9 protein-coding genes are annotated in these 11,563 nt (G+C 72.7%); 1 reads left to right on the top strand and 8 read right to left on the bottom strand.

Going from position 1 to position 11,563, the window contains the following annotated elements; all coding sequences use genetic code 11:
- The 3 genes from EW117_RS29075 to EW117_RS29065 all read right to left on the bottom strand — a co-directional run.
- Positions 1 to 1,298, bottom strand: a 1,298-nt coding sequence (locus EW117_RS29075) for an MFS transporter (RefSeq protein WP_165362920.1), incomplete at its 3' end; no start/stop codon positions are given.
- Positions 1,299 to 1,375: 77 nt separating this feature from the next.
- Positions 1,376 to 1,660, bottom strand: a complete 285-nt coding sequence (locus tag EW117_RS29070; RefSeq protein ID WP_129790206.1) for a hypothetical protein — start codon at positions 1,658 to 1,660, stop codon at positions 1,376 to 1,378.
- Complete coding sequence (locus EW117_RS29065) at positions 1,657 to 2,202, bottom strand: MFS transporter (protein WP_165362919.1); 546 nt, start codon at positions 2,200 to 2,202, stop codon at positions 1,657 to 1,659. Before EW117_RS29065 ends, EW117_RS29070 begins: the two co-directional genes overlap by 4 nt.
- Positions 2,203 to 2,355: 153 nt before the next feature.
- On the opposite strand from EW117_RS29065, the gene EW117_RS29060 reads away from it, so the two are divergent.
- On the top strand, positions 2,356 to 3,015 hold the full coding sequence (locus EW117_RS29060) for a CGNR zinc finger domain-containing protein (RefSeq protein WP_129790204.1): 660 nt from the start codon (positions 2,356 to 2,358) through the stop codon (positions 3,013 to 3,015).
- A gap of 310 nt (positions 3,016 to 3,325) precedes the next feature.
- On the opposite strand, the gene EW117_RS29055 is transcribed toward EW117_RS29060, so the two are convergent.
- The 5 genes from EW117_RS29055 to EW117_RS29035 all read right to left on the bottom strand — a co-directional run bounded on the left by EW117_RS29055 (position 3,326) and on the right by EW117_RS29035 (position 11,524).
- On the bottom strand, positions 3,326 to 4,543 hold the full coding sequence (locus EW117_RS29055) for an MFS transporter (RefSeq protein WP_129790203.1): 1,218 nt from the start codon (positions 4,541 to 4,543) through the stop codon (positions 3,326 to 3,328).
- 69 nt (positions 4,544 to 4,612) lie between these two features.
- The gene (gene putP, locus EW117_RS29050; RefSeq protein ID WP_129790202.1) at positions 4,613 to 6,112 is read right to left on the bottom strand and encodes a sodium/proline symporter PutP; all 1,500 of its coding nucleotides are present in this window, start codon (positions 6,110 to 6,112) and stop codon (positions 4,613 to 4,615) included.
- Between the two features lie 100 nt (positions 6,113 to 6,212).
- On the bottom strand, positions 6,213 to 7,919 hold the full coding sequence (gene ilvD / locus EW117_RS29045) for a dihydroxy-acid dehydratase (protein ID WP_129790201.1): 1,707 nt from the start codon (positions 7,917 to 7,919) through the stop codon (positions 6,213 to 6,215).
- Positions 7,920 to 8,100: 181 nt separating this feature from the next.
- Positions 8,101 to 8,730: a hypothetical protein gene (locus EW117_RS29040; RefSeq protein WP_129790200.1), complete on the bottom strand. Its 630-nt coding sequence runs from the start codon at positions 8,728 to 8,730 to the stop codon at positions 8,101 to 8,103.
- A 187-nt stretch (positions 8,731 to 8,917) separates the two neighbouring features.
- The gene (locus tag EW117_RS29035; protein ID WP_129790199.1) at positions 8,918 to 11,524 is read right to left on the bottom strand and encodes an ABC transporter permease; all 2,607 of its coding nucleotides are present in this window, start codon (positions 11,522 to 11,524) and stop codon (positions 8,918 to 8,920) included.
- Positions 11,525 to 11,563 lie beyond the last annotated feature (39 nt).

Here is an 11,563-nt window from a genome sequence, read left to right as displayed (position 1 = left end):
TGGATAAGAGGCAGGGGCAGTGGGGGGGGGAGGGTTCTCGCGACCAGTACCAGGCCCACGCAGGCGACCAGGGCGACCACCGAGGTGACGATCCACGGCAGCGCAGGGGCCACGCTGAAGGTGGCGGCGAAGACGCCGGGCGCGGCGACGTTCGCGATGGCAAAGCTGTACTGGAACCACGACAGATACGTGCTGCGCTGCCCGGGCGGTGCGGCGTCGGCGGCGTAGGCGATCGAGCGGGGCCCGTGCAGCAGCTCGGCCGCCGAGTAGACGAGCACGGACAGCACCAGGCCGGGCACGACGACGGCCGCGGGTGCGAGGCCGAGCGCCGCGGTGCACAGCCCCCAGACCCCCCAGACCAGTCCGGCCGCGACCATGACGCTGACGCGGGAGTACCGGCGCGTGAGCCGGACCGCCGGCGCCTGCCCTATCGCGTTCAGGACCGTGTTGGTCGCGAGCAGCGGGCCGACGATCGCGGCGGGCGCGGACAGCCCGTCGACCACGTACAGACCCAGGCCGGACCCGAGGATCGTGCTGCAGAAGGCGAACAGCGCGCCCACGCCGATGAGGCCGAGGTACGGCCACGACGGGATGCGGTGGGCCCGGTGCGGGCCGGCCGGTGCGGCGCTCTCGCTCGCCAGGTCGGTGCTGCTGGCTCCGTCGGCACCGCTCGACCCGTCCGCACCGCTCGGCCCGCCCACACGGCTCGACTCCTCCGGCCGGCCGGACCGGTCGCCCAGGAGCAGCAGGGCGGAGGCGGCGAAGCAGACGGCGTTCGTGCCGATGGCCAGCAGGTAGGGCAGGTCGCCCGGGATGAGGAGCAGGCCTCCCGCCGCCAGCGCGCCGAGCGCGAAGCCGGTGTTCTGCACCATGTTGGTGAAGGCGAACCAGCGGTCCTTGTCGTCGGCCGGGCCGGAGTCGGACGCGTCGGCGATGACGGAGAAGACCGACGACCAGAAGGCGCGCTGGCCGATCGCGGCCACGAGGGCGAAGGCGGCGATCGCGGGCAGCTCGCGGGCGAAGAACAACCCGGCGAGCCCGGCCGCCTGCAGTACCTGCGCGGCGATCAGGACGTTCCGCCCGCCGAACCGGTGCACGATCTGGCCGACGACCGCGGGCACGACCAGCGCCACGCCGTAGGTCGCCGAGAGCGTGAGCCCGGCCTGGGGCAGCGGGATGTCGGCGACGCGGGTCAGGAACAGCAGCAGGAGGGGGCCGCTGATCCCCGTGCCGATCGAGTCGACGCCGAGTGCTACCGCGAGCGGGACGTGGCGGCGCAGGCCGGGCAGGTCGAACACGGTGCGGGTCTCCTGACGGGTCGAGGGCGGCGGCTGACAGATCGAGGGCGGCGTCGCCGTCCGGCGGGCGTGCTCTCTCAGGCCGGGCTGTTGCGGGCGGTCGGTTCCGGGATGGGCGGCGGCGGCCGGTCCCGGACGAAGATCACCGCCGCCGCCGTCGTCCCCGTGAGGGCCGTGGCGGCGAGGACGGCGGCGATCGGCGTGGCGTCCTGGAGCCCGATCGCCCCGGCGACGGGAGCGATCAGCCCCGCGGCCGCGAAGGTGCTGAAGCCGTAGACGGACGTGGCGGTGCCGGCCCGCGCCGACTGGTCGCGCAGCGCCCGCCCCGCGGCGCCGGCGAAGCAGCCGCCGCACCCGGTCACGAAGAGCCAGAGGCACGGTAGCAGCCCGGCCAGCCCCGCACCGGTGTGCTGCAGCGGGACGACGGTCGCGGCGAGGACGGCGAAGATCCCGCGCCAGCCGACCAGGGGGAGCAGGGCGGCCCCGGCGACCCGGCGCGAGCAGCGGGACCGTCGTCGTGACGAGCGTGATGCGCGAGACGAGGCGGACGAGCGCAGTGCCGTCGCTCGTCGCTCACGTCGCGCGCGATCGCGAGGACGAGCACCGAGCTGCCCGCCGCCGCCACGCCCTGGACGACCCGCAGGATCGCGAGCACCTCGAGGTTCGGCGCCACGGCGCAGGCCACGGTCACGACGACGTGCAGCGCCGTGGCGAGCAGCAGCGGCCGACGTCGTCCGACACGATCGCTCCACGCACCCGTGACGAGGTTCCGGAGCGCGAGACCGACGGTCATGCCGGCGAGCGTGAGCTGCACCGCGCCGTCGTCCGCGCCGAACTCCTCCCGCAGGGCGGGGAAGGCCGGCAGATAGAGATCGATCGACAGCGGGCCGAGCGTCGTGAGCACGCCCAGGACGACGACGAGCAGCCCCGCGCACCGCCTCCGTGCGGGTGCTCGTCATCGTCGCCCCTTTACACCATCGTCAGTCGTTGGCCGGTGTCTGGCCGTGAACGATCGTGGCGCATGGAGATACACCGGTCAAGTGGTTACGCTGGTGTCATGCAGCCCGCAGGGTCTCCGGACGAGAACGGCTTCGACACCTGGGCGCCGCCCGCCGCGGCGATCGTGCGCGACTTCGTGAACAGCTACGAGCCGCAGGAGGACGCCGAGAGCCTCGACGGCGCCACCGCCCTGCGCGACTGGTTCGCCGCGCGCGGTCTCGCTCCGGCGGGCGCGCGCATGACGGCGGCCGACGTCACCGCCGCGCGACGCGTCCGGGAAGGGCTGCGCGCCGTCCTCCTGATCCACGCGGGGCACGACGCGGAACCGGGGACGGCGCGCGATCCGGGGGAGGATCGCGACAAGGACGCCAGCCGCAGCGACGGAAACGACGCCGGCAACGGCGTCGGTCGCACGGCCCGCCGAGCGCTCGACGCCGAGCTCGCCCGGATCCCGGTGCGCGCCACGTTCGACGCCGACGGCGGCCTCCGGCTGGAGGGGACGGGCAGCCAGTTCGAGCGCGGCATCGCCGGCGTGCTCGACGCCGTCCGCCGGTGCGAGGCGGCAGGCGACTGGGAACGACTCAAGGTCTGCGCGCGCGACACGTGTCGCTGGGCGTTCTACGACGCCTCCCGTAACCACGCGCGGCGCTGGTGCTCCATGTCCGGCTGCGGCAACTACGTCAAGATGCGCCGCCGCGCGACAGCACGTAACGCCTGACGTCCCTGGTGACGCCTCGCCGAACCGTAAGCTGGCCGTCGACCAGCCCAGCCACCCGCGCCGAACCGCAAGTTGGTCGTCAAGGGGTTGACGCTGGGCCGGGCCGAGCCGAAAGCTGTGAGTCACCTGGGACGCCGAACCGAAGCTTGTTGGTCGAGACCGGCGCCGATCGACTCGGAAGTTGCGGTTCGACGACGCCGTTGACGGCGTCGACGGCGTCGACGGTTAGCTTGCGGTTCGGCGACGGTGACCCGCGGCCGTCGTCCTACCCGCCGTCGTCCTACCCGCCGTCGTCCTACCCGCCGTCGTCCTACCCGCCGTCGGCCCGCCCACCCCGGCGGTCCCGGTCGGCCTTGCCGGTCCAGTGCCCGACCCAGATCGTGCCGGCCAGCGCCAGCACGCCGATCACCACCGGGGCCGCGGCCAGCGGCGCGATCGCCGCCACCGCGGAGACGAGCAGCGGCCCGCCCGTGTTGCCGATGTCGCCGCACAGCCGCCAGCCGCCGAGGAACTGCGCGCGGCCCTCCTGCGGCGCGGTGTCGGCGCCGAGCGTCATCACGATCCCCGAGCCGAGCCCGTTGCCGAGCGCGATGACCGCCATCACCAGGCCGACGCCGAGCGCGGAGTCGGTCAGCGGGAGCAGCAGGCAGCCGACGCCGACCGCGAGGACCACCGGGATGGCCACCACCCGGCGGCCCTTGGTGTCCAGCAGCCAGCCGCCCGGCAGGGTCAGCGCGATGTCGATGGTCGCCGCCACCGCGAAGAGCAGGGACACGACGGCCGCGGAGATGTGCACGTGGTCCGCCCACAGCGGCAGCAGGCCGGTGCGCACCGACCGGGAGGCGCCGATGATGATGACGGCCACGCCCAGCGTGAGCAGCGTGCGCCGGTGCTTCCACAGCACGGAGTGCACCGGCAGCGGGGTGACGCCGCGGGCCACCCGGCCGAAGTCCGGCATCCGGAGCACGATCAGCGCCGACACGAACGACGCGCACGCGGCCAGCACGAACACGGAACGCACGCCGAGCAGGTGGATCAGCAGCGCCCCCAGCAGCGGACCGATCAGGATCCCGAGGCGCATCGACCCGCCCAGCAGCGCCATCGCCCGTGCCCGGTGGCTGACCGGCACGGCGTCGATCAGGAAGCCCTGCCGGGCCAGCAGGAACGCCGTCCAGCTCATCCCGCTGACGAAGACGCACACGCACAGCAACCAGACCGACGGGACCAGGAACGCGGCCAGCATCGCCGCCGCGTCGACGAGCCCGGCGATCATGAGCGTGCGGCGCTCGCCGAGCCGCGCCACGAGCGCACCCGAGGGCAGGGAGTTGGCCAGCTGCCCGATGCCGAGCAGCGCGACCACGAACGCCGCCAGCGCGGTGCTCGCGCCCAGGTCTCCGGCATGGATCGCGAGCACCGGCATGACGGCGCCATGGCCGAGCGAGCTCACCACGGACGGCAGGTAGGCGACGACGGCGATGTCACGGAAACGGAACTCCGGATCGTCCGCCGCGTCGCCCGTGCTCGTCACACGGCCATCCTGTCAGATAGTTAGCCGCGGCAACGACCTGGTCCGCCCAGTGGTCAGCCCGCCCAGCGGTCAGGGCGCGACGGCGGCCTTCCCCGAGGCGAGGCGCGCAGCCTCGGCGAACTCCTCACGGATCGCCTGGGACGGCGCCGGGGTGACCAGGCTGACCACTATCGCGACGAGCGCGCCCAGGACGAAGCCGGGGACCAGCTCGTAGAGCGTGTCGGCGAGCGCCGTCCGGCCCCAGACGAACGCGACCACCGCGCCGGTGACCATGCCGGCGAGCGCGCCCCAGCTGGTGAGGCGGCGCCAGTACAGGCTCAGGATCACGATCGGCCCGAACGCGGCGCCGAAGCCCGCCCAGGCGAACCCGACCAGGTCCAGGATGGTGTCCGTGCGGTCGAACGCGATGATCCCGGCGACCACGGCGACGACCAGGACGCCGACGCGCCCCAGCAGGACCTCGGTGCGGGCGGTCATCTCCCGGCCGGAGATCTTGACGAGGTCCTCGACCAGGGCCGAGGAGGAGACGATCAGCTGCGACGAGATCGTCGACATGATCGCGGCGAGGACGGCGGCCAGGACCAGGCCGGCGACCAGCGGGTGGAACAGCACCTGGGACAGGTACAGGAACACGGTCTCGGGGTTCTCCAGCGTCTCGCCCTGGGCGTTGACGTAAGCGACGCCGAGGAGCCCGGTGACGATCGCGCCGACCGCGGTGGCGATCATCCAGCTGATGCCGATGCGGCGTCCGGCGACGGCGTCCTGCGGGGAGCGCATGGCCATGAAGCGCACGATGATGTGCGGCTGGCCGAAGTAGCCCAGGCCCCACGCGGCGGCGGAGATGATGGTGGTCGCGGAGGCCCCGGCGACGAACGACAGGTGGTTGGCCGCGCCGCTGCCCTCCGCGGCGAGGAGGCCCTCGCGGATCGGTCCCCAGCCGCCGAGGTCGAAGAACGCGACGACGGGCACGGCGACGAGGGCGAGCAGCATCAGGATGCCTTGCGCGACGTCGGTCCAGGTGGCGCCGAGGAAGCCGCCGAACAGCGTGTAGGCGAGCGTGACCCCGCCGACCACCCAGATGCCGGTCAGGTAGTCGAACCCGAACGAGCCCTCGAAGAACGTGCCGCCGGCGACCAGGCCGGAGGAGACGTAGAACGTGAAGAACACGAGAATGATGGCGCCGGAGGCGACGCGCAGCAGGCGGGACGTGTCGTGCAGCCGGTTCTCGAAGAAGCTCGGGATGGTGATCGAGTTCTTCGCCGTCTCCGTGTACGCACGCAGGCGCGGCGCGACGAACTTCCAGTTGAGCCAGGCGCCGATCGTCAGGCCGATCGCGATCCAGGACTCGACGAGGCCGCTCGCGTAGATGGCGCCCGGCAGGCCCATCAGGAGCCAGCCGGACATGTCCGACGCGCCGGCGCTCAGCGCGGCGACACCCGGACTGAGCCGGCGACCGCCGAGCATGTAGTCGTCGAGGTCATCGGTGCGGCGGAACGCCGCGTAGCCGATGCCGAGCATCAGGGCGAGGTACGCGACGATCGCTATCGTCTTCCAGGCCTCGGGTGTCATGGATTGCTCCAGATTCAGTGCGGAAAATTCTTACGTGCAATGGCACGAATCTGGGAGTTTGCCACGAAGCGTGGGTGAAAGCCCAATGGCCCCCGCCGGGCTACCCGAGCACCGCCCCCTTGGACGCCGACTGGACGAGCTTGGAGTACTTGGCGAGCACGCCGCGCTTGTAGGCGTGGGGCAGCGGGGCCCAGCCCGCCTTGCGGACCTCCAGCTCGGCCGGCTCGACGAGGAGGTCGAGCGTCTTGGAGGCGACGTCGAGGCGGATGCGGTCGCCGTCGCGCACGAACGCGATGGGCCCGGCGTCGACCGCTTCGGGGGCGATGTGGCCCACGCACAGGCCGGTGGTCCCGCCGGAGAACCGGCCATCCGTGATGAGCAGGACGTCCTTGCCGAGGCCCGCGCCCTTGATGGCGCCGGTGATGGCGAGCATCTCGCGCATTCCCGGCCCGCCCTTGGGCCCCTCGTGGCGGATGACGACGACGTCGCCCGCCTGGATCGTGCCGTCCTCCAGGGCGTCCAGCGCGCTGCGCTCGCGCTCGAACACGCGCGCGGTCCCCTCGAAGACGTCGGAGTCGAAGCCCGCCGACTTCACGACGGCGCCCTCGGGCGCGAGCGACCCGTTCAGGATGGTGATGCCGCCCGTCTTGTGGATCGGGTTGTCCATGGCGCGCAGGATCTTGCCGTCGGGGTCGGGCGGCGCGATCTCGGCGAGGTTCTCGGCCATGGTGCGGCCCGTGACCGTCATGACGTCCCCGTGCAGCAGCCCGGCGTCCAGCAGGGCCTTCATCACCACCGGCACACCGCCGATGCGGTCGACGTCGTTCATCACGTACTGCCCGAAGGGCTTCAGGTCGCCCAGGTGCGGCACGCGGTCGGCGACGCGGGAGAAGTCGTCCAGCGTGAGGTCGACCTCGGCCTCGTAGGCAATGGCGAGCAGGTGCAGCACCGCGTTCGTGGACCCGCCGAACGCCATGACCACAGCGATAGCGTTCTCGAAGGCCTCCTTGGTCAGGATGTCGCGCGCGGTGATGCCCCGCTTCAGCAGGTTCACCACCGCCTCGCCCGACCGGTGCGCCCACACGTCGCGCCGGCGGTCGGCCGACGGCGGCGCGGCCGAGCCGGGCAGCGACATCCCGAGCGCCTCGGCCGCCGACGCCATCGTGTTGGCCGTGTACATGCCGCCGCAGGCACCCTCGCCGGGGCAGATCGCCCGCTCGATCCGGTCGACGTCCTCGCGGCTCATCAGCCCGCGCGCGCACGCCCCGACCGCCTCGAAGGCGTCGATGATCGTCACCTGCTTCTCGGTGCCGTCCTCCAGCTTGACCCAGCCCGGCATGATCGAGCCGGCGTAGAGGAAGACGCTGGACAGGTCCAGGCGCGCGGCCGCCATCAGCATGCCCGGCAGCGACTTGTCGCACCCGGCCAGCAGCACCGAGCCGTCCAGGCGCTCGGCCTGCATGACCGTCTCGACCGAGTCGGCGATGACGTCGCGGGACACGAGCGAGAAGTGCATGCCCTCGTGGCCCATCGAGATGCCGTCCGAGACCGAGATGGTGCCGAACTCCAACGGATAGCCGCCCTGGGCGTGCACGCCCTCCTTGGCCGCCTTCGCGAGCCGGTCGAGCGAGAGGTTGCACGGCGTGATCTCGTTCCACGAGCTCGCGACGCCGATCTGCGGCTTGGCGAAGTCCTCGTCGCCCATCCCGACGGCGCGCAGCATGCCGCGGGAGGCCGTGGCCTCCAGACCGTCGGTCACCTGCCGGGAGCGGGGCTTGACGTCGACCGGGTTCTCTTCGTTGATCATCGGACCATCCTCGGACGCATTCGGCACGTGGTCACGCTACCGCGCGGCAGGCCCGTTCAGCTGCCCGGTTCAGCTGCCCGGCTGCGTCGCCGCGTCGCCGATCTGCGTGCCGCGCGACCGGGATGCGGAGCGTTGACGCCGCTCCGCATCCAAGGCCCGGGCCGGCCCAGCCCGGCCCGCTTCACGCCATCTCGGGCACGTGGAGGTGCGCGAACGCGATCTCCATCTCCTCGACGTTGTCGAGCGTCGCGCCGAGCTCGCGGACGACTCGGTCGCGGATACCGGCGCTGATGTCCCGGCTGGCCTCGATGGCCTCGCGGCTGTCGAAGGCGGCGGTGCTGACGACCCGGCCGGTCTCCCGGTCGACCATCAGGCTGGCGCTGCAGAAGCCGCTCAGGTCCTTGATCTGCGGCAGGACGACCATCCGGTACATGTCGATGGCGTTGTCGACCATGCTCAGGCTGCCGCCGCTCAGCCAGGTGAGGCGGGCGCATGCGCCGTCGGGCGTGGCGTGCTCGCGGTGGACGACCGCGACCTCCCACTGGTGGACGTACCGGCCGGAGGTGCTGCCCAGTGCCCGCTCGGCGCGGTCGCGCAGCGGCCGGACGGCGGGGGCGCTCGCCTGCATGGTGTCCTCGGACGACCACGCGGTCGTGGTGAGGCACCGGCCGGTCTGCCGGTCGACCAGCATCGACATCCCCACGCAGCCCTCCATCGCGCTGACCGCCGGGAAGATCTCCTCACGGATGAGCCGGACCCCGTCGTCGATGTCGGCTGGATCCCCCTGGATCTCAGTGGTGCGTATGTACATGGCGGACTCCCTGTGCTCGGAGCAACGCCCCGACGGCGCTGCCGTCACTTCTCACGTTCCGCCGCCGAGGGCTCCAGGTCAAGCGGTACGGCGATCGTCCTGTCCGCGAAGTAGAGCGCCTGTCCGAGGCCGCCTGTGCCAACCCGGGCGGCCTCGGACAGACGCTCTACTTCGGCGCCCGAAGGAGCTACTCGACGCCGAGCGCCGCCACCGGTGAGGTGCGGGCCGCGGCCCGGGCCGGGACCACCGACGCGAGCAGGCCGGCGACGAGGGCGACCGCCAGGACCACCCCGAGATCCACCCACGGGACCGCGTAGCGCACCTCGCCCATGATGGACAGCGCCGTGGCCGCACCGGCCCAGCCGAACACGAGCCCGAGCACGACGCCGAGGATCGCGCCGACGCCGGCGATGAGCGCGCCCTCGACGGCGAGCATGCCGCGCAGCTGCTCCTTGCTCAGGCCGATGGCCCGCAGGGTCGCCGACTCCCGGGTCCGCTCGATGACCGAGAGGGACAGCGTGTTCGTGACACCGATCAGGGCGATCACGACGGCGACGGCGAGCAGGCCCACCACGATGCCGAGGATCACGTCCACGACCTGCCGGAACTGCGCGGCCTGAGCCGCCGGGCCCATGACGAACGCGTCGCCGTCGACCTCGGCTGCGGCGTCCTGGACGTCCGAGAGCACGTCGGCGGCCTCGGCCCCCGAGATGTGCGCCCAGATATTGGTGAACGTGTCATCTCCGGTGATGCGGGCGAGGTCCGCCGTCGTGACGAAGTGGTTCAGCGGATCGGCGGTCGTGATGACCACGGTCAGGTCGACCGAGCCGTCGGCGCCCGAGGCGGTGATGGGGTCGCCGGCGCCGACCGACAGCTCGTCGGCCGTGTCCTGGGTGAGCAGGATCGAGCCCTCGGTCAGCCGTTCCGCCTCCTCGGACACGTTCACCACGTCGGGGAGCTCGCGGGGATCGGCGCCCACGATGGTCGAGTCCTCGACCCCACCGAGCGTGGCGGTCGCGTCGGTCACGAGCGCCGTGTCGGCGACGCCCGGGGTATCGGCCACGGCGGCGCGCAGGTCCTCGACGTAGTCGGCCGACGACGGCGAGACGCTCACGTCGTACGGGAACTGCTCGTCGAGCAGGTTGTCCGCCGACATCCGGGCACTGGCGGCGCCCGTCGACATCATGGTGACCAGCGTGACGCCGATGAGCAGCGCCGTGGAGGTCGCCGCCGTCCGGCGGGGGTTGCGCAGCGTGTTGGCGACCGCGAGGCGGGACGCCGGGCCGGTGCGGGCCACCAGCCCGCCCAGGAACGCCGCGACGCGCGGCAGCCAGAGCACCGCGCTCAGCACGACGCCGAAGAACGCGAGGGCGCCGCCGCCGACCGCCGCGACGAGGCCGAACTGGGGTGTCCCGCTCATCCCGAGCGCGACACCGCCGCCGAGTGCGGCGAAGCCGCCGACGAGGCACAGGAGCGAGACCACGAGACGGGTACGGCCGGACCGGGCGTGCAGCGTCGGGGCGTCCGACGGCCGCAGCGCAGCGAGCGGTGCGACCCGGGTCGCCGAGCGGGCCGGGGCCAGCGCGGCCAGGACCGTCACACCCGCGCCCACGGCCAGCGGGAGCACCACCGACTGCCAGGTCAGCGCGATGGCCGCCGGCAGCGGCACCCCGAGGTCGAACGCCGGCGCCACCATCAGCGCGACCTGGGCGAGCACCGCTCCGGTCACGATGCCTACCGCCGAGGCGACCACGCCCAGGATCGCCGCCTCGAGCAGCACGCTGCGGTAGAGCTGGCCGGTCCCCGCGCCGATGCAGCGCAAAAGGGCCAGCGTGCGGGTGCGCTGGGCGACGAGCACCTGGAAGGTGTTCGTGATGACCATGGCCGCGATCAGCAGCGCGATGGCCGCGAACGTCATGACGAACACGAGGAAGACGAGGTCCTGGCCGCCGGTCTGCTCGGCGGTCTTCGCGGTCGCCACCTCCTCGGTGGTGTCGACGGACACGCCGCCCTCGACCCCGTCGGCGGCGGAGGTGACCGCCGCGTCCAGGGAGGCGGGCACGCTGTCGCCGCTGAGCGGGGCGTCGAGCGCGACGAGGAGCTCGCTGACCGGGTTCGGGTAGGGCTCGGCCGCGTTCCAGGTGTCTAGCGTCGCGGTCGGGACCGCGGCGGCCCCGCCGGAGACCGAGTAGGCCCCGTACGGATCGCTGGCCAGGCCGGTCACCGTCAGCTTCTCGGTGATCTCCTTCGGTTGGCCGAGCTCGGCCGCCGGGTCGTCCGCCTGGCTCTCGGCCCAGCCCTCGGGGTACTCGGTGCGCGCGAGCGTCACCGTGTCGCCCAGGCCGGCGCCGAGCCGCTCGGCGACGTCGGGGGTCAGCGCGACCTCGCCGGCGGAGGCAGGCCAGGCGCCGTCGGTCAGCTCCAGGGGCGAGAGCCGCGGGTCGGTGGGAACCGGCGCGAACGCCTGGTAGCCGCCCTTGCCGCCGTTGCGCAGGTCGCCGAACCAGCTCGTGATGGGCTGGACGGCCTTGATGCCGTCGACCGCGCCCACGGCGGCGACGTCGTCGGCGGTGAAGGTGCTCACGTCGTCGGCCGCAGACACGACGACGTCGGCGTCGGCGTACTGGGCCGCGACCATGTCGTGGGTGGTGCCCTGGATGACGCCGCCGGCGAGCAGCGTCACGGTGACGAACGCCGTGCTGATCACGATCGCCACGCCGGCGGCCGTGAGCCGCCCCACGCTGCGGCGCATCTGCCCGAGCGTGAGGCGGGCGGTGGGAAGGGAGGTCGCCATCACGCACCCGTCCCGGGCATGGCGGAGGTGGCAGAGGTC

Origin of the sequence: Promicromonospora panici (assembly GCF_900608595.1) — a bacterium.
GTDB classification, from domain to species: Bacteria; Actinomycetota; Actinomycetes; order Actinomycetales; family Cellulomonadaceae; genus Promicromonospora; species Promicromonospora panici.
Note: the sequence above shows the minus strand (reverse complement) of the source record. Positions and strands in the feature narration are given on the sequence as shown.

Coding starts and splice junctions, on each gene's coding strand:
- EW117_RS29060 (WP_129790204.1), top strand. CDS start 2,356: ATGCAGCCCGCAGGGTCTCCGGACGAGAACGGCTTCGACACCTGGGCG.
- putP (WP_129790202.1), bottom strand. CDS start 6,112: ATGACACCCGAGGCCTGGAAGACGATAGCGATCGTCGCGTACCTCGCC.
- ilvD (WP_129790201.1), bottom strand. CDS start 7,919: ATGATCAACGAAGAGAACCCGGTCGACGTCAAGCCCCGCTCCCGGCAG.
- EW117_RS29040 (WP_129790200.1), bottom strand. CDS start 8,730: ATGTACATACGCACCACTGAGATCCAGGGGGATCCAGCCGACATCGAC.
- EW117_RS29035 (WP_129790199.1), bottom strand. CDS start 11,524: ATGGCGACCTCCCTTCCCACCGCCCGCCTCACGCTCGGGCAGATGCGC.